Source organism: Streptomyces sp. XH2 (genome assembly GCF_049725035.1).
Lineage (GTDB): Bacteria > Actinomycetota > Actinomycetes > Streptomycetales > Streptomycetaceae > Streptomyces > Streptomyces roseoverticillatus.
The window spans coordinates 177,106-194,479 of record NZ_JBMMMZ010000002.1; the positions used below are offsets into that span (position 1 = coordinate 177,106).

Below are 17,374 nucleotides of genomic sequence, written 5' to 3' on the forward strand. Positions count from 1 at the left end.
CCTCGGCGGCGTGTGCACCTTCCGGACCCCACCCTAGGCGCTGCCGCCGGCGGGGCTACCGTGGAGGCATGTCCCCTCTGCATGCGCTCGCCGCCCAGCCCGGCGTCACCGAGATCCTCGCCGTCTCCAAGGACGACACGGGTCCGGGCCCCGTCATCCGTACGGTGCTCATCGTCGGCGTGGTCGGGATCGTCTTCCTGGCCTGGTTCCTGCTGCGCGGCTACAAGAAGGACTGACGCGGGAGGGAGGAAACGACTGACGCCGCGCCACAAGGCGTGGAGTCGGCGTGAGCCCGCCCGCGGCCCCCGCATACGATGTGGCAGAAGTCTCTGCCCGCTACCGTCCCGGATAGGTCCTGCCGACGATGACTGCCTTCGCCTCAGCGCACACCGCCCTCGCCACCCTCGCCTCCGAGGGCGAGCACGTCGACACCCACCCGAGCATCAGCCCGTTCATGACCGGCGGCGCCGCCCTGGTCATCCTGCTGCTCCTGCTGTGGGTCACCACCCGCTTCAACCGCGACCGCTGAGCGAGCCGGTCCCTGGGGGTCCGGCCTCCGGCCGCGCCCAGTAGGGTCTGCACGCATGGGAGAGCAGACAGGGCCCGTGAAGCGGCGGCTCGGCGTGATGGGCGGGACCTTCGACCCGATCCACCACGGCCACTTGGTCGCCGCGAGCGAGGTGGCCGCGCGTTTCCACCTGGACGAGGTGGTCTTCGTACCGACGGGACAGCCGTGGCAGAAGAGCCACCGCGAGGTGTCGCCGGCGGAGGACCGCTATCTGATGACGGTGATCGCCACGGCGTCCAACCCGCAGTTCTCGGTCAGCCGGATCGACATCGACCGCGGCGGCCCGACGTACACCACGGACACGCTCCGTGAGCTGGCCGCGCTCAACGACGACTCGGACCTGTTCTTCATCACGGGCGCCGACGCGCTGGCCCAGATCCTCACCTGGCGGGACACGGAGGAGCTGTTCTCCCTGGCCCACTTCATCGGCGTGACCCGGCCCGGCCACATACTGACCAACCCCGGGCTGCCGGAGGGCGGCGTCTCCCTGGTCGAGGTGCCGGCCCTCGCGATCTCCTCCTCGGACTGCCGGGCGCGCGTGGCGCAGGGCGACCCCGTCTGGTATCTGGTCCCCGACGGTGTCGTGCGCTACATCAACAAGCGCAAGCTCTACCGGCACTGAGGCACGGACCGAGGGGTACCGAGGGGAACCGGTGAACGACCGACAGGACCCGTACGCACACCAGCCGCAGGTGTACGGCTACGACGCCTACGGGCAGCCGGTGTACCGGCCGGACGCGCCCGAGCGGGTCTACGATCCGTACGGTCAACCGCTGCAGCAGCACTCCTTCTCGCCCCAGGAGACCGGCCACGGGGGCGGTGGGTACGACGGCTACGGCACGGCGGGCGGCTACGACCCGTACGGCATGCCCGCGCAGCAGCCCCCTCAGCAGCAGACCCGGCAGCAGGAGTGGATCCCGCGGCAGGCGGGCCCGCCGTACACCGAGGCGCCCGGCACCCGGGAGCCGGAAGCGCCGGGGCCCGGGGCGCAGCCCCACGAGGCCGGGCCGCACGAGCCGCCGGCCGGCGGGCGCGCGCCCGGCGAGGCGTCCGGCGAGGCGCCCGTTCCCACCGCGGCAGCGGATTCGTTCTCGTTCATCGAGGAGCCCGACGAGGACTCCGAGGACGTCATCGACTGGCTCAAGTTCAGCGAGAGCCGCACCGAGCGGCGCGACGAGCGCAAGCGCAAGGGCCGCAACCGGATCGTGGCGCTCGCCGTGGTGCTCGTCCTCGCGGTGGGCGGCGCGGCGGCCTACCTGTTCCTGAGCGGCCCGGACGGCAAGAAGGGCGCGGCCGCGTCCGGCGGCGGGCAGAAGCGCGACGTGATCGTCGTCCACCTGCGGCAGACGCACGGCGGCGGCTCCTCCACGGCCCTGCTGGTCGACAACGAGACCACCGGGAAGGGCACCACGGTCCTGCTGCCGAACACCCTGGCCGTCGCCAAGGAGGGCGGCGCGGGCTCCACGACGCTCGGCAAGTCCGTCCAGGACGACGGCACCGGCGCGACCCGGGACGCCCTGAACACGCTGCTGGGCTCCGACATCAAGGGCAGCTGGCGGCTGGACACGCCCTACCTGGAGAACCTGGTGGAGCTCGTCGGCGGGATCGAGGCCGACACGGACACGGACGTCCCCGGCGAGAAGCAGGGCGACGGCCCGGTGGTCCGGCGCGGCACCGCGCAGAGCCTGAGCGGCCGCATGGCGGTGGCCTACGCCACCTACCGGGGGCCCGGTGAGGACGAGGGCAAGCAGCTCACCCGGTTCGGCCAGGTCATGCAGGCGGTGCTGCGGAAGATGCCGGCCGACGGCGCCTCGGCGACGCGCACCGTGGAGACGCTGGCGCAGATCCCCGACCCGTCGCTGTCCACCGAGCAGCTGGGCGCCTCCCTGGCGCACCTCGCGGCGCTGGCCAAGAAGGGCTCGTACGCCACCTCCGTGCTCCCCGTGCAGCAGGACGGCACCCTCGGCGAGAAGGCCACCGGCGGGCTCGTCAAGGACGTCCTGGGCGGCACGGTGCGCAACACCGACCCGAACGCGGCGCCCCGGGTGAGCGTGAAGAACGCCACAGGCGGCAAGGGCGCGGCGACCTCCGCGCAGATCACCCTGGTCAACAGCGGCTACAGCGTGATCGACGGCGGCACGGCGGGCACCGCGGAGGGGGCCTCGGCGGTGCTCTACGCGGACGAGAAGCGGGCGGCGCAGGCCAGGGAGGTCGCCAAGACCCTGGGGCTGTCGGCGGGCGCCGTGAAGCAGTCCAAGGACGCCGGCACAGCCGACGTCACCGTGGTCCTGGGCAAGGACTACAAGGGCTGACGCGCCCCGGCCGCGCGGGCCGGGACGGCCGGGCGGTCGCGGAGGCGGTCACGGACGGTGGCCGCCGAAATGCCCAGGAGGGCCGCCGGTGGGTCGTGAGACCCTTGATGGGTACCTGACCCCCTTCGACCGAAAGCATGGCTTGTGACCGCCACGGACCGCTCCATCGAGCTCATCAAGGCCGCCGCCCAGGCGGCCGCCGACAAGCTCGCGCACGACATCATCGCGTACGACGTCAGCGACGTACTGTCGATCACCGACGCCTTCCTGCTGGCCTCGGCCCCCAACGACCGCCAGGTCAAGTCGATCGTCGACGAGATCGAGGAGCACCTGCTCAAGGAGCTCGGCGCCAAGCCGGTGCGCCGCGAGGGCGACCGCGATGCCCGCTGGGTGCTGCTGGACTACGTCGACATCGTCGTCCACGTGCAGCACAGCGAGGAGCGCGTCTACTACGCCCTGGAGCGGCTGTGGAAGGACTGCCCGGAGATCGAGCTGCCCGCCGACGCCGCCGCCACCCGCGGCAAGGGCGAGGAGCACGCCCGTGCCCAGGCCGCGGAGGCCGGCGAGGGCTTCGGCGACGCGGGCCGGTGAGCTGAGCTGACCAGCGCCAAGAGCGGCGGCCGCGGCCGCCGCATCGTCCTGTGGCGGCACGGCCAGACCCCGTGGAACCTGGAGCGCCGCTTCCAGGGCTCCACGGACATCGAGCTGACCGGGACCGGCGTCGCGCAGGCGCGCCGGGCCGCCAGGCTGCTGGCCGGGCTCCGGCCGGACGCGATCATCGCCTCGGACCTCAAGCGGGCCGCGGACACGGCGGCGGAGCTCTCCGCGGTCACCGGCCTGCCGGTCAGCCACCACGCCGAGCTGCGCGAGACGTACGCGGGCGTGTGGCAGGGCCTCACGCACGACGAGATCATCGCGCGGTACGGCGAGGAGTACGCGGCGTGGAAGCGCGGCGAGCCGGTCCGGCGCGGCGGCGGCGAGCTGGAGACCGAGGTCGCCGACCGGGCCGCCCCGGTCGTCCTGGAGCAGGCCGGGAAGCTGCCCGAGGACGGCACGCTCGTCGTCGTCAGCCACGGCGGCACCATCCGCACCACCATCGGCCGGCTGCTCCAGCTGGAGTCCCGGTCGTGGGAGGCGCTGGGCGGCCTCACCAACTGCTGCTGGTCCGTGCTGGGCGAGGGCGCGCGCGGCTGGCGCCTGCTGGAGCACAACGCGGGGACGCTCCCCGAGCCGGTCCTCGGCGACGACGACTGAGCGCCGCCGGGGTGCCCCGGGGCCCGGATTTCACATCGGGGCAGGTGGCAGGCTAAAGTTCTTCTTGTTCGCGGGGAACGCCGGGGGAAACGCCGGAAGACCTGAGAACAGCGGGGCTATAGCTCAGTTGGTAGAGCGCCTGCATGGCATGCAGGAGGTCAGGAGTTCAATTCTCCTTAGCTCCACAGTTCGAAACGATCCCGTCTCCGTCACCGGAGGCGGGATCGTTTGCTTTACCGGCACATTCCCGTGGCAGAATCCGGCTGTCGGGAGCGGAGGACGGGCCGAAGGGGAGGGAACGGCTGACCCATGGGTGCTCACAGCCGGAAGTGCGACTGGTGCGGCAGCGGCACACCGATCGTCCGAGACATGGAACCGCTCAACTCGGCCTACCAGTACTGGTGCGTGGAGTGCGCACGGGCGCTGATCATAAAAGGCGACCCCATCGAGACCTACCGCGAGCTGGAAGGCGAGCCGATCTACGGCCGGCTGCTGGACGAGCACTGCGCCTTGAAGCGCTTCTACTCCTTCGCGACGGCCTGAGGGCCGCGGCCGCGCCGGCTCCCGGGTCCGCACGCGATCACACGCCGGCTCGCGGCGGAATGTGTGATTTCCCGTTTTCTCCCCGGATTTCCTTCATGTCGGGCAACCCCCCGGAGGGACGCGCGCGTCCTGAGGGGTGAAGCTGCCGCCGGGAACGGCCGGCGGCACGGGGGAAGCATGCGGAGGTCACCTCGTGACCGAGACAGTCGTCAGCCCGGCCGGCTCCGGAGAGGGCCCCGAAGCGCCCGTGGCCGAACTCACACCCTTCCTCGACGCCCTGCGCGTCCCGCCGGTGCTCCGTCCCGGCCGGACCGAAGCGCTCCACGGCATCGAGATCGAACAGACCGCCACCTGGGTCCGGCTGCACTCGCAGCTGCCGCCCACCCGCGTATGGGCCTACGGGGGCCACGTCCCGGGGCCGACGATCGAGGTGCGGCGCGGCCGCCGGCTGCGCGTCACCTGGAGCAACCGCCTCACCGGACCCCACCCGGTGACCGCCGTGGAGGCCGCGCAGGCGCCCGGCGCTCCGGTGCCCGACACGCTGCCCGGCCGCGGTGACGCCGCACCGCTGGCCGACGTCGCCGCGCTGCCGCCGTGGACCGTCACCCACCTGCACGGCGTGCCCACCGGCGGCGGCAACGACGGCTGGTCCGAGAACGCCGTCGCGCCCGGCGACAGCCAGCTCTCCGAATATCCCAACGACCACCGCGCGGTCGCCTGGTGGTACCACGACCACGCCATGGACATCACCCGGTGGAACGTCTTCGCGGGCCTGGCGGGGATGTACCTCGTGCGGGACGACGAGGAGGACGCCCTGCACCTGCCCTCGGGCAGGCACGAGATCCCGCTGATCGTCCAGGACCGCAACCTCGACACCGACCCGGACGGCAGGCTGTCCGGCCGGCTCCTCCACAAGACCGTGATCGTCGGCAAGGACGCACAGGGAAAGAACGTCACCCGGGCCTTCAACGGCCCGTACACCCTTGTCAACGGCGTCATCTGGCCGCACCTGGACGTGACGGCCCGGTGGTACCGCTTCCGGCTGCTCAACGCCTCCAACGCCCGCACCTACGCCCTCCGGCTCGTGGACGAGGAGACGGGCGCGCCGGTGCGGGGGGCGGCCTGGCGGATCGGCACGGACGGCGGGCTGCTGCCGCGCCCCCTGCCGCTGGACGGGCCGCTGCCCGTGGCGCCCGCCGAGCGGATGGACCTGCTGATCGACTTCGGCCTGCTGCGGGGCCGCCGCGTCCGCCTGGTCAACGAGGCCCCGGGGGGCGCGTACCCGCAGGTCATGGAGTTCCGCGTGGCGGACGAGGAGGCGGACGACCCGTTCGTGCTGCCGCCGGTGATCTCCAGCTCCTTCGAGCGGATCACCCACGACACGGCGCCCGCGCACGAGCACCGGCTGATCGCGCTGGTCCCGCCCGGCACGGCCGGGAACGCCCACCCGGGCATGTGGGAGATGCAGAAGGCGGAGCCCGGGGACGTGCGGGTCCCGAGCGAGGGCGTGATCCAGGTCAAGGGCGCGGACGGCAAGCTGCGCACGTACCGCAGGGCCGCGCAGACCTTCGACGACGCACTGGGCTTCATGGTCACCTACGACGGCTGGGAGCAGTGGAGCTTCCTCAACCTGGGCGGCCCCACGCACCCCATGCACATCCACCTGATCGACTTTCAGGTGCTGAGCCGGGACCTCTACCCGGCGGGCCCGAAGAGCCCGTTCGACACGGCCCTGGGCGGCACGCTGTCGCCGCTGGAGCACGGGGGCACGGCGCCGGTGCCGGACGGCGACGCGGGCTGGAAGGATGTGATCCAGGTGCCCGCCGGGCAGATGGTGAACGTGATCGGCCGCTTCCGCGGCGCGCGCGGCCGGTTCATGTACCACTGCCACCTGCTGGAGCACGAGGACATGGGGATGATGCGTCCGTTCGTGGTGATGCCGGGCGAGGTACTGAAGTTCCACCACGGGGAGCACGGCGGCCACGGCCACGGCGGTCACTCCGGGCACTCGGGCTGACGCTCCCGCCGGTGTCCGCGGCCCGCAGGGCGGCCAGCACGAGGAAGGCGGCCCCGGCCGCCGGGTAGCCGGCGTCGAGCAGCATCTGGGCGCCGCTCTGGTGGAGTTCGGGCCGGTCCTCGACGCTGTGCGGGACCCGCCACAGCACGTACGAGCAGAACAGCGCGGCGGCCGCCGCGGTCCCCGCCCACCAGGCGGGGCTGCGGCGCTCGGCCGCCTCGCGGGCGAGCAGCAGCCCGGCCGGCACGCACCACACCCAGTGGTGCGACCACGACACGGGGCTGACGAGCAGCGCGGTGGCCGCGCAGGACAGGGCGCCCCAGGCCGCGCCCCGCCGCCCGCACTGCTGGGTCCGTACGGCGACGGCCAGGCCGAGGACGGTGACGGCCGCCGCGGCGACCGCCCACCAGGGGCCGGGGTCGCCGGTGTGCAGCAGCCGGGCGAGGACGCCGCGCAGCGACTGGTTGGCGGTGTCCTCGGCGTGGCCCACCCGCTCGGCGGCGAAGACGGCGTCGGTCCAGAAGCGGCGCGAGTCGTGCGGCAGGGCCACTGCGGCGAGGGCCGCCGTGCCGCCGAAGGCGGCGGTGGCGACGGCCGCCCGGCGCGGCCACGGCCCGCCGTCCGCCCGGCGGGCCAGGCCCGTGGCGGCCAGGTGGACGACGAACAGGGCGGGGGTGAGCTTGATGCCCGTCGCGAGGCCGGTGCCGAGGCCCGCCCAGCGGTGCCCGGCCGGCCGCGTCAGGTCCCACAGCACCAGGACGGCGACGAGGAGGTTGACCTGGCCGTTGCGCAGGGTCTGCCAGACGGGCTCGCACCAGACGCACAGCGCGGCGGCCGTGAGCGTCACGGCGGCCCTGGGGCGGCCGTCGACGAGTCGTACGGAGAGGTGGGTGAGGGCGAGCAGCAGGCCGAGGTTGGCGAGCTCGGTGAGGACGCGCAGCGCGGTCGGGCCGGGCAGGGTGAGGGCGGTGAACAGGAGCGCCGCGAAGGGCGGGTAGGTGGCGGGCAGGCCGCGGTGCGTGGCGCGCATCGCGTAGAGGTCGCCGCCGGTGCGGACGGTCCAGCCTTCGGCGCGGTAGACGAGGACGTCGATGGAGGCGACGTGGGAGGCCCGCTGGGCGAGGAGGAAGAGGCCGAAGGAGACCAGACAGCCCGCGGCGGCGGCCAGGGTGCTGCGGCGGCCGGGGCGGCCGGGCCAGGCTGTCACGAGGAGCGCTCCGGTTCCAGGAGTGACAAAAACAGTGACAAAAGCAGTGACGAAGCAGGGCCGACAAATCGGGCGAATAGGGGGCGATGTTATCCCATTCGCCCGGCTTCCCGGCGCCGGTGGGCGGCCGATTTGGCAGGTGGAGGGGGTGTCCGTGTAATGTTGTCGATGTCGCCAGGGGGAACCGGAAAGGGCAGGAGCCCGAACCGATCCCGGGCGGCGAGCGTCAAGGGGCTATAGCTCAGTTGGTAGAGCGCCTGCATGGCATGCAGGAGGTCAGGAGTTCAATTCTCCTTAGCTCCACAGGAGATGAGCGGGTCGTCCAGAAACGGACGGCCCGCTTTTTCGTGCGTCCACTACTCCCTGTTCGCTCCCTGCTTCGTACGCTCAGCGCTCTCTGCCGAGCCGCTCCTTGTCGAGTCTCAGGGCCAGCGCCGGGCAGCGGCGCACGGCCCGCTGGGCCCGGCCCCGCAGGTGGTCCGGCACCCCCGCGTCCGCGAGCGAGGGATAGCCGTCCGGCCCGATCCGTACGAGCTGGGGCAGCAGGCCCGCGCACAGCCCGTGCCCCTCGCACAGCGTCCAGTCCACCGCCAGCCGCTCCACGCGCCGCGGGCCGCCGCCGTCCGCGGTGGCCTCCGCGCCGGCGCCCGAGGGCAGCGGCAGCACCCCGGCCGCGGGGCGCCCGCAGCCGCCGTTCAGGACGTGCGCCGCCAGGTCGTCGGTGAAGGCCGACAGCGCGCTCAGGACGAACCGTGCCGCGCCGTCCGGGTGCCCGCACGCTCCCCGGCCCCGCACGGCCCCGGCCGCCTCCCGCACGCGCTCCAGGGCGCCCTGGCCGGCGCCCGCCACCACGTCCGCGAGCGCCCCGGCGAGCGCCGGCACCCCGGACCGGCACGGTCCGCACTGCCCGGCCGACTGGGCGGCCAGCCAGTGCGCGGCCCGTACGGTCTCGCCCAGCGGGCAGGTGTCCGCGGGCAGCGCCAGCACGGCGCCCACCCCGAGGGCCCCGCCGCGGTCCGCGAGGCCCCCGTGGGAGACCCGGGCCCGGGCCGCCGTCGCCGTGTCCAGCCACGCGCCGTGACAGCCGCCCGTCAGCACCCCCTGCAGGGCGGGAGCGGCGCCGCACACCTTCAGCACGTACGCGAGCGGCACCCCGCCCGGCACCTCCACGACCTGCGGCTCGGGCACCGCGCCCGAGACGGTCAGCAGCAGGGTGCCCGGCTCGCCCGGGGCGCCCGTGGCCGCGTAGCCCTCGGCGCCCAGGCGGGCGGCGAGGGCGAGTTGGGCGAACGTCTCCGCCTTGGCCCGCTGCGGCGGCGCGCCGCCCCGGCCCGCGCGCGCGGCCCGGTCGGGCCGCCCGGGCGGCAGCGGCAGCCCGCCGTCGGCGGCCCGCAGCAGCGCCGAGGACTCGCCCGACACCAGCCGCTCGGGCAGGCGCACCACCCGGGCCCGCACGGACCGGGCCCGCCGGTCGGCGAGCCCCCGCTCGGCCAGCGCCTCCCGCACCGAGGCCTCGGCCGCCGCCCGGGTCACCCCGACCACCACCGAGCCCGCGCCGAGGGCCGCCGCCGTCAGCAGGGCCCCGTCCAGCACCAGGTGCGGGGCCCGCGCGAGCAGCACCGCGTCCTTGCGGCTGGACGGGTCGCCCTCGCAGCCGTTGACCACCACGGCGGGGCGCGCGCCGCGCCGCCGCGCCGCCTGCCCCACCGCCCGCAGCTTGCGCGCGAAGGGGAAGCCCGCGCCGCCCCGGCCGCGCAGCGCGACCGCCTCCGCCAGCGCCGTCAGCTGCGCCTCGGTGTGCTGGGGCAGCGAGCCGTGGACCGACAGGTGGGCGCTGCGGTCGAGCCGGGCCGCCCGGTCCAGCCCGGCCAGCAGGCGCGGGCGGCCGAGGGCGAGGACCGCCGGCCGTTCCGGGAGCGCGGGGCTCACCGGGCCCGGCCCGGAGCGGCGGCGGCACCGGTGCGGTCGGGGGAGTCGGTCAGGTGGATGAGCAGCTGGAAGGGGTCCATGGCACGGCACCGTAGGGAGCCCACCGGCGGCGTGCGGTCCGCTTCGCGCAACCCCGGTGCGAGGGGCCTCACCACTGCTAACGTCGGGTCTTTTACCCCACCGGCCCCTCCGGCGCCTCCTTGATCTCTTCTTGACGAACTCATGCCCCACGGTTGAGCAGTTCGCCGAAAGAGTGACGCACTGTGGGCGTGCTCATGCCAGCACGCCCCGCTGTTTGCGACCACTCGTTTCGCAGGGGGTTCCATGAGATCAAGCCGCTCCCGCGTGCGCGCCGGACTGGCCCTGGCGGCAGCGCTGCCGCTGGCCGCCGGGGCGCTCGCGCTCGGCACGCCCACCGCCCTGGCGGCCCAGCCCGGGCCGCACGACCGGCAGGCGCTGGCGGGCACCAAGCCGCTGTGGGCGACGCCCTCGGCCGACCGCGGCACCGCCGACGCGTCGGAGAAGGTCACCGCCCGCGTCTACCTCGCCGGCCGCGACGCCAAGGGCCTCGCCGCCTACGCCCGCGCCGTCTCCGACCCGGCGTCCGCCTCGTACGGCAAGTACTTGACGGCGCGCCGGGCGAAGGAACGATTCGGGGCGACGAAGGAACAGATAGCCGGGGTCACCGGCTGGCTGACCTCCTCCGGCCTGAAGGTGACCGGCACCAACGACCACTACGTCACCGTCACCGGTGACGCCGCCGCGGCCAGGAAGGCCTTCGGCACCGAGCTGCACCGCTACGTCAAGGACGGCCGCACCTACCACGCGCCGTCCACCACGGCCTCCGTCCCCGCCTCGCTCGACGGCGCCGTCCTGACCGTCGTGGGCCTGAACGACGCCCCGCGCCTGGCGAAGCACCGCGAGACCCTCCCCGGCCCGTCGGCCGCCTTCCGCAACGCCGGCCCGTTCTCCACGTACTACGGCTCGAACGTGAACAAGAGCCTGCCGTCCGCCTACGGCTCCCACGCGCCGTACGCGATCAAGGGCTACACGGGCAAGCAGCTGCGCGCCGCGTACGGGGCGAAGAACTTCACCGGCAAGGGCGTCACGATCGCCATCACCGACGCCTACGCCTCCCCGACGATCGCCCAGGACGTCCAGCAGTACGCCAAGCGCAACGGCGACAAGAGCTGGAGCAAGGGCCAGTACTCCCAGGTGCTGCCCGCCGACTGGACGCACACCGGCGAGAAGGAGTGCGACGCCTCCGGCTGGTACGGCGAGGAGACCCTCGACATCGAGGCCGCCCACGCCGTCGCCCCGGACGCCGGCATCGTCTACGTGGCTGGCAAGTCCTGCCAGGACGACGACCTGATCGACGCCCTGCACAAGATCGTCGACGGGCGGCTCGCGGACATCGTCTCCAACTCCTGGGGCGACGTCGAGAGCAACGAGACCCCGGACGTGGCCGCCGCCTACGACCAGGTCTTCCAGACCGGCGCCGTCGAGGGCATCGGCTTCTACTTCTCCTCCGGCGACGACGGCGACAACGTCGCCAAGCACGGCACCAAGCAGGCCGACACGCCCGCCAACTCCCCGTGGGTCACCTCGGTCGGCGGCACCTCCCTCGCCGTCGGCAAGGGCGACAAGTACCTGTGGGAGACCGGCTGGGGCACCCACAAGGCGGAGCTCTCCAAGGACGGCCTGAGCTGGGAGGGCTCGGTCTTCACGGGCGGCGCCGGCGGCGGCACCAGCAAGATCCACCAGCAGCCGTTCTACCAGCGCGGCGTCGTCCCCGACGCGCTCGCCAAGGCGGGCGGCAGCACCCCCATGCGCGTCGGGCCCGACATCGCGGCCGTCGCCGACTCCAGCACCGGCTTCCTCGTCGGCCAGACCCAGACCTTCCCCGACGGCTCGGTGAAGTACGACGAGTACCGCATCGGCGGCACCTCGCTCGCCGCCCCGGTGATCGCCGGCGTCCAGGCGCTCGCCCAGCAGGCCCGCCACGGCGTGCCGATCGGCTTCGCCAACCCCGCCATCTACGACCGCTACGGCACCGCCGCCTACCACGACGTCACCGACCACCCGCTCGGCAAGGGCCAGGGCATCGGCGTCGTCCGCGTCGACTACAAGAACAGCGTGGACGCCAAGGACGGCCTGGTCACCACGTTGCGCAGCCTCGGCGGCGACAGCTCGCTCTCGGCCGTCCCCGGCTACGACGACGTCACGGGCGTGGGCACGCCGGGTGACTCGTACGTGACGTCGTACGTCCCGGGTCACCGGCGCTGAGCAGGGCGAACCGCGCCCCGTAAGGGGCGCGGGGAACTGCGCGAGCAACCACGGACGGCCCGCACCCGCCGGACAAGACCCGCCGGCGCGGCGCTCACTCGTGGCATACGGGGCCCGCACCGTCGGTGCGGGCCCTCAGGCCCCTGCGGTAACCTGACCCCATGCGTGCCGTACGCCTTCTGCTTAGCGGGCCGCGCTGATCAGTACCGACCGGTGACCACGGTCGGCATCGGCGCGGCGTCCCCTCCTGTGCGAGGGGATTTTTCATTTCCGCAGGTGCCGCAGGTAGAGACGACGACGATCGATGGAGCTTTGAGGACGATGAGCGAGACCAACACCGCCGCCGAGGTGGCTGCCCCGCACCGCTACACGGCCGCGCTGGCCGCCGACATCGAGGCACGCTGGCAGGACGCCTGGGACGCCGAGGGCACGTACGAGGCGCCCAACCCCAGCGGTGACCTGGCGGGCGACCCGGCGGTCGTGGCACGCCCCAAGAAGTTCATCATGGACATGTTCCCGTACCCCTCGGGTGCGGGCCTGCACGTCGGCCACCCGCTCGGCTACATCGCCACCGACGTCTACGCGCGCTACCACCGCATGACCGGCCACAACGTCCTGCACACCCTGGGCTTCGACGCCTTCGGCCTGCCCGCCGAGCAGTACGCCGTGCAGACCGGCACCCACCCGCGGGTCTCCACCGACGCCAACATCGTCAACATGAAGGCGCAGCTGCGCCGCCTGGGCCTGGGCCACGACAAGCGCCGCTCGTTCGAGACGATCGACCCGGCCTACTACAAGTGGACCCAGTGGATCTTCCTGCAGATCTTCAACTCCTGGTACGACGAGGAGGCGAAGAAGGCCCGCCCGATCGCCGAGCTGGTCGAGCAGTTCGAGAGCGGCCGGCGCGAGGTGCCGGGCGGGCGCGCGTGGGGCGAGCTGACCGCCGCCGAGCGCTCCGACGTCCTGGGCGAGTACCGCCTGGCCTACGCCTCCGAGGCGCCCGTCAACTGGTGCCCCGGCCTGGGCACCGTGCTGGCCAACGAGGAGGTCACCGCGGACGGCCGCTCCGAGCGCGGCAACTTCCCCGTCTTCAAGTCCAAGCTGCGCCAGTGGAACATGCGGATCACCGCGTACGCGGACCGCCTGCTGGAGGACCTGGACGCCCTGGACTGGCCCGAGGCCATCAAGCTCCAGCAGCGCAACTGGATCGGCCGCAGCGTCGGCGCCCGCGTCGACTTCGCCGTCGACGGCCACGCGGACGAGAAGATCACCGTCTTCACCACCCGCCAGGACACCCTCTTCGGCGCCACCTACCTGGTCGTCGCGCCCGAGCACCAGGTGGTGACCGACAACGGCACGCACCGCTCCGTCATCCCGGCCGCCTGGCCCGAGGGCACCCACGAGGACTGGACCGGCGGGCACGCCACCCCGGGCGAGGCCGTCGCCGCCTACCGCAAGGAGGCCGCCGCCAAGTCCGACGTCGAGCGCCAGGCCGACGCCAAGGAGAAGACCGGCGTCTTCACCGGCGTCTACGCGATCAACCCGGTCAGCGGCGCCAAGCTGCCCGTCTTCACCGCCGACTACGTCCTCATGGGCTACGGCACCGGCGCGATCATGGCCGTCCCCGCGCACGACAGCCGCGACTTCGCCTTCGCGCGCGCCTTCGACCTGCCGATGCGCTGCGTCGTGCGGCCGGCCGACGACCGCGGCACCGACCCGGCCGCCTGGGCCGAGTCCTTCGACTCGTACGACGCCGAGATCATCGACTCGGCCGGGGAGGGCATCTCCCTGGACGGCCTGGTCGTCAGCGAGGCGAAGGCCCGCATGGCCGAGTGGCTGACCGAGCGGGGCATCGGCGAGGCCACGGTCAACTACCGCCTGCGCGACTGGCTCTTCAGCCGCCAGCGCTACTGGGGCGAGCCCTTCCCGATCGTCTACGACGAGCAGGGCGTCGCCCACTCGCTGCCCGAGTCGATGCTGCCGCTGGAGCTGCCCGAGGTCGAGGACTACTCGCCGCGCACCTTCGAGCCCGACGACGCCGACACCGAGCCCGAGACCCCGCTCTCCCGCAACGAGGACTGGGTCAACGTCACGCTGGACCTCGGCGACGGCCCCAAGCGCTACCGCCGCGAGACCAACACCATGCCCAACTGGGCCGGCTCCTGCTGGTACGAGCTGCGCTACCTCGACCCGCACAACGACGAGCAGCTGGTCTCCCCCGAGGCCGAGCAGTACTGGATGGGCCCGCGCGAGGGGCAGCCGCACGGCGGCGTCGACCTGTACGTCGGCGGTGCCGAGCACGCCGTGCTGCACCTGCTGTACGCCCGCTTCTGGTCCAAGATCCTCTTCGACCTGGGCCACATCTCCTCGGCCGAGCCGTTCCACAAGCTCTACAACCAGGGCATGATCCAGGCGTACGTCTACCGCGACGCGCGCGGCATCGCCGTCCCGGCCGCCGAGGTGGAGGAGCGCGAGGGCGCGTACTACTACCAGGGCGAGAAGGTCAGCCGGCTGCTCGGCAAGATGGGCAAGTCCCTGAAGAACGCCGTCACGCCGGACGAGATCTGCGCCGAGTACGGCGCCGACACCCTGCGCCTCTACGAGATGGCGATGGGCCCGCTGGACGTCTCCCGCCCCTGGGACACCCGCGCCGTCATCGGCCAGTACCGGCTGCTGCAGCGCCTGTGGCGCAACGTCGTCGACGAGGCCACCGGCGAGGTCACCGTGGTGGACTCCGAGGCCGACGAGGCGACGCTGCGCGCCCTGCACAAGGCGATCGACGGCGTCGGCCAGGACCTGGCGAACCTGCGTTTCAACACCGCCATCGCCAAGATCACCGAGCTGAACAACCACGTGACCAAGCTGAGCGAGGTCCCGCGGTCCGTCGCCGAGGCCATGGTGCTGCTGATCGCGCCGCTGGCCCCGCACATCGCCGAGGAGCTGTGGCGCAAGCTCGGCCGCTCCGGCTCCGTGGTGCACGCGGACTTCCCCGTCGCCGACCCCGCCTACCTGGTCGACGAGGCCGTGACCTGCGTCGTCCAGATCAAGGGCAAGGTCAAGGCGCGCCTGGAGGTCCCGCCGGCCATCACCGACGAGGAGCTGGAGAAGGCCGCGCTGGCCGACCCGGCGGTCGTCGCGGCGCTGGGCGGCGCGGGCATCCGCAAGGTCATCGTGCGGGCGCCGAAGCTGGTGAACATCGTCCCGGCGTAGTCCGGTCCGGCCTGCTTCGGCCGGCTGAGGGTTCTTCCCTACGGGCAGGTTGGGGGTTCGTTCGGAACCCGCGGCCTGCCCGTGCCGTTTACGGTGGAGGGAGACGGCGGACGCCGTCCCCACACCGTCCCGAGGAGCGTCATGGAAGCCGTGGCCGTGATCGTCGCACTGATCTTCGCGGTCCTCGTCGCGCTGGCAGTGATCGCCACGGTCAGGACGGTGCGGGCGGTCAAGCGCGGCGTCGACCGCACGGTCCACCAGGCGCGGCGCACGGTCGAGGACACCCGCCTCAAGGCCAGGCAGTTCGCCCAGCCGGGCGCGGCCGGGGAGGTCGCGCAGCTGCGCCTCTCGCTGCGCACGTCGATGCGCGCCACGCAGGACGCCCTGCAGACCGCCGCCCCCGAGGACCCCTCGCTCTCCGAGGCGCTCGCCCTCTTCCAGCGCCTCAGCGCCCACGGCCACGAGCTGGACGACGAGCTCAAGCGGCTGGAGACCGAGCCGGACAAGACCCGCATCGCGGCCCGCCTGCCCGAGCTGCGCGAGCGCACGGCCCGCGTCAAGGACTCGGCGGACTCGCTGCGCTTCGCCGCCCAGGACCGGGCCCGGCGCTTCGCCGACGACGACCTGGAGACGCTGAGCGGCCAGATCCGCATGGAGGCGGGCGCGCTGCGGCACTGGAGCGACGAGCCGGTGGGTGACGCACCGGCGGGGCGTGCGGACGGGCCGGCCGCGGGGGCCGCTGCAGCGGCTGGAGAGCCGGGAGAGCCGGGGGAGCAGCCGGAGCCACGCGCGATCACCGGGCGGGACCGGGAGCGGGATGCGTGGCGCGCGCCGGGCTATTCGTGGCAGAAGACGGGGCGTCCGGAGAGCGCAGGCTGACCGCCCCGGGGCGGGCGTACCCCATGAGGGCTCCCGGTGTCCGGCCGTCCCGCAGGATGATCACCTGTACGGGGCCCGTACTGCCGTCGGAGCGCCCCGGCGGGTAACCTCCGGAACATGTCCCGCCATGTCGCTGTGATTACTGATTCAACGGCCTATCTGCCGCAGCGGGCGATGGAACGGCACAGCATTACCGCCGTACCGCTCACCGTCGTGCTGGGGGACGAGGCGCTCGAAGAGGGCACCGAGGTCTCGGCCCGCTGCGTGGCCCAGGCGCTGCAGAAGCGCAGGCCGGTGACCACCTCGCGGCCCGGCCCCGAGATCTTCGCGGCGGCCTACCGCGCGGCCGCCGAGGCGGGCGCGGAGGGGATCGTCTCGCTGCACCTGTCGTCGGAGCTCTCCGGCACGTACGACGCGGCGGTCCTCGCGGCGCGCGACGCGGAGGTGCCGGTGCGGGTCGTGGACACCGGCATGGTCGCCATGGCCCTCGGCTTCTGCGCGCTGGCCGCCGCCGAGACGGCGGACGCCGGCGGGACCCTGGACGAGGCGGTCGCCGCCGCGGAGAAGCGCGCGCAGGGCACGGCCGCCTTCTTCTACGTCGACACCCTGGACTACCTCCGCCGGGGCGGCCGGATCGGCGCGGCCCAGGCCCTGCTGGGCTCGGCGCTCGCCGTCAAACCCCTGCTGCAGCTGGAGGGCGGCCGGATCGAGATGCGCGAGAAGGTGCGCACGGCGTCCAAGGCCATCGCGCGGCTGGAGGAGATCGCGGTGGAGCGCGCGGGCGCGTCGCCCGTCGACATCGCCGTCCACCACCTGGCGGCGCCGGACCGCGCGACCGAACTGGCCGACCGCCTGCGAGAACGACTTCCGGCGCTGGGGGAACTGCACGTCAGCGAGGTGGGAGCAGTCATCGGGGCGCACACGGGGCCGGGGCTGCTGGGCGTGGTGGTGGCGCCGAAGTAGGGCCCCCGGGCTTCCGGCCGGGCCTCGGGCCCGCCCAGGGCGCTCGGCACCCGGACGCTCCTGCCGGGCCACGGCACCTTCCTCCGCCGCAACGGTGCTGTGCCACTACGGCGAGGGTCCGGCGGAATCATCGAATACGGGATCGCCCGGCCGCAATGAGGCCCGGCCTCAATTCCCCCTGCCGGGCGGCGAAGTTATCCACAACT

General features: G+C 73.3%; 14 protein-coding genes, 2 tRNA genes and 1 pseudogene. 14 read left to right on the plus strand and 3 right to left on the minus strand.

The window, feature by feature from the left end; all coding sequences use genetic code 11:
* Nucleotides 1-68 precede the first annotated feature (68 nt).
* From ACOTKD_RS04330 to phsA, 9 genes and pseudogenes are all read left to right on the plus strand, one after another.
* Nucleotides 69-236, plus strand: coding sequence for a hypothetical protein (locus ACOTKD_RS04330; RefSeq protein ID WP_359093962.1), 168 nt, complete (start codon nt 69-71; stop codon nt 234-236).
* A 128-nt stretch (nt 237-364) separates the two neighbouring features.
* A complete protein-coding gene (locus tag ACOTKD_RS04335; RefSeq protein WP_189383120.1) occupies nt 365-529 on the plus strand; it encodes a hypothetical protein in 165 nt (54 codons plus the stop codon).
* A gap of 55 nt (nt 530-584) precedes the next feature.
* Entirely contained in the window at nt 585-1,190 is a 606-nt protein-coding gene (gene nadD / locus ACOTKD_RS04340; protein WP_424887518.1) for a nicotinate-nucleotide adenylyltransferase, read from the plus strand.
* 31 nt (nt 1,191-1,221) lie between these two features.
* Nucleotides 1,222-2,880: an LCP family protein gene (locus ACOTKD_RS04345; RefSeq protein ID WP_424887519.1), complete on the plus strand. Its 1,659-nt coding sequence runs from the start codon at nt 1,222-1,224 to the stop codon at nt 2,878-2,880.
* Between the two features lie 144 nt (nt 2,881-3,024).
* Nucleotides 3,025-3,471 carry a ribosome silencing factor gene (rsfS, locus tag ACOTKD_RS04350; protein WP_424887520.1) on the plus strand — a complete coding sequence of 149 codons (447 nt, stop codon included), beginning with the start codon at nt 3,025-3,027 and terminating at the stop codon, nt 3,469-3,471.
* 6 nt (nt 3,472-3,477) lie between these two features.
* Nucleotides 3,478-4,134, plus strand: coding sequence for a histidine phosphatase family protein (locus ACOTKD_RS04355; protein ID WP_424887968.1), 657 nt, complete (start codon nt 3,478-3,480; stop codon nt 4,132-4,134).
* Between the two features lie 112 nt (nt 4,135-4,246).
* A tRNA-Ala gene (locus tag ACOTKD_RS04360) sits at nt 4,247-4,319 on the plus strand.
* Nucleotides 4,320-4,443: 124 nt separating this feature from the next.
* Entirely contained in the window at nt 4,444-4,677 is a 234-nt protein-coding gene (locus ACOTKD_RS04365; RefSeq protein ID WP_030366518.1) for a hypothetical protein, read from the plus strand.
* A gap of 292 nt (nt 4,678-4,969) precedes the next feature.
* Nucleotides 4,970-6,586 (plus strand): annotated as a pseudogene (phsA, locus tag ACOTKD_RS04370) (O-aminophenol oxidase PhsA); the annotation flags it as partial.
* Here the strand turns inward: phsA and ACOTKD_RS04375 are convergent.
* Nucleotides 6,552-7,901, minus strand: a complete 1,350-nt coding sequence (locus ACOTKD_RS04375; protein WP_424887521.1) for a glycosyltransferase 87 family protein — start codon at nt 7,899-7,901, stop codon at nt 6,552-6,554. The pseudogene phsA and the gene ACOTKD_RS04375 sit on opposite strands and share 35 nt — an antisense overlap.
* A 230-nt stretch (nt 7,902-8,131) precedes the next feature.
* On the opposite strand from ACOTKD_RS04375, the gene ACOTKD_RS04380 reads away from it, so the two are divergent.
* Nucleotides 8,132-8,204 (plus strand) — tRNA-Ala (locus ACOTKD_RS04380).
* Between the two features lie 84 nt (nt 8,205-8,288).
* Here the strand turns inward: ACOTKD_RS04380 and ACOTKD_RS04385 are convergent.
* Both ACOTKD_RS04385 and ACOTKD_RS04390 read right to left on the minus strand, forming a co-directional pair.
* Nucleotides 8,289-9,830, minus strand: a complete 1,542-nt coding sequence (locus ACOTKD_RS04385; RefSeq protein ID WP_424887522.1) for an NADH-ubiquinone oxidoreductase-F iron-sulfur binding region domain-containing protein — start codon at nt 9,828-9,830, stop codon at nt 8,289-8,291.
* A complete protein-coding gene (locus tag ACOTKD_RS04390) occupies nt 9,827-9,982 on the minus strand; it encodes a hypothetical protein (protein WP_424887523.1) in 156 nt (51 codons plus the stop codon). Before ACOTKD_RS04390 ends, ACOTKD_RS04385 begins: the two co-directional genes overlap by 4 nt.
* 172 nt (nt 9,983-10,154) lie before the next feature.
* On the opposite strand from ACOTKD_RS04390, the gene ACOTKD_RS04395 reads away from it, so the two are divergent.
* From ACOTKD_RS04395 to ACOTKD_RS04410, 4 genes are all read left to right on the plus strand, one after another.
* Complete coding sequence (locus ACOTKD_RS04395) at nt 10,155-12,116, plus strand: S53 family peptidase (RefSeq protein WP_424887524.1); 1,962 nt, start codon at nt 10,155-10,157, stop codon at nt 12,114-12,116.
* Nucleotides 12,117-12,437: 321 nt separating this feature from the next.
* Nucleotides 12,438-15,326, plus strand: coding sequence for a leucine--tRNA ligase (locus ACOTKD_RS04400; protein WP_424887525.1), 2,889 nt, complete (start codon nt 12,438-12,440; stop codon nt 15,324-15,326).
* 141 nt (nt 15,327-15,467) lie between these two features.
* Complete coding sequence (locus ACOTKD_RS04405; RefSeq protein WP_424887526.1) at nt 15,468-16,205, plus strand: hypothetical protein; 738 nt, start codon at nt 15,468-15,470, stop codon at nt 16,203-16,205.
* A 117-nt stretch (nt 16,206-16,322) separates the two neighbouring features.
* Entirely contained in the window at nt 16,323-17,168 is an 846-nt protein-coding gene (locus ACOTKD_RS04410) for a DegV family protein (RefSeq protein WP_424887527.1), read from the plus strand.
* Nucleotides 17,169-17,374 lie beyond the last annotated feature (206 nt).

Bases quoted from the DNA above. Each gene is read 5' to 3' on its own strand.
- ACOTKD_RS04365 (WP_030366518.1), top strand. From the start codon at position 4,444: ATGGGTGCTCACAGCCGGAAGTGCGACTGGTGCGGCAGCGGCACACCG.
- ACOTKD_RS04330 (WP_359093962.1), top strand. From the start codon at position 69: ATGTCCCCTCTGCATGCGCTCGCCGCCCAGCCCGGCGTCACCGAGATC.
- nadD (WP_424887518.1), top strand. From the start codon at position 585: ATGGGAGAGCAGACAGGGCCCGTGAAGCGGCGGCTCGGCGTGATGGGC.
- ACOTKD_RS04400 (WP_424887525.1), top strand. From the start codon at position 12,438: ATGAGCGAGACCAACACCGCCGCCGAGGTGGCTGCCCCGCACCGCTAC.
- ACOTKD_RS04395 (WP_424887524.1), top strand. From the start codon at position 10,155: ATGAGATCAAGCCGCTCCCGCGTGCGCGCCGGACTGGCCCTGGCGGCA.
- ACOTKD_RS04410 (WP_424887527.1), top strand. From the start codon at position 16,323: ATGTCCCGCCATGTCGCTGTGATTACTGATTCAACGGCCTATCTGCCG.
- ACOTKD_RS04335 (WP_189383120.1), top strand. From the start codon at position 365: ATGACTGCCTTCGCCTCAGCGCACACCGCCCTCGCCACCCTCGCCTCC.
- ACOTKD_RS04405 (WP_424887526.1), top strand. From the start codon at position 15,468: ATGGAAGCCGTGGCCGTGATCGTCGCACTGATCTTCGCGGTCCTCGTC.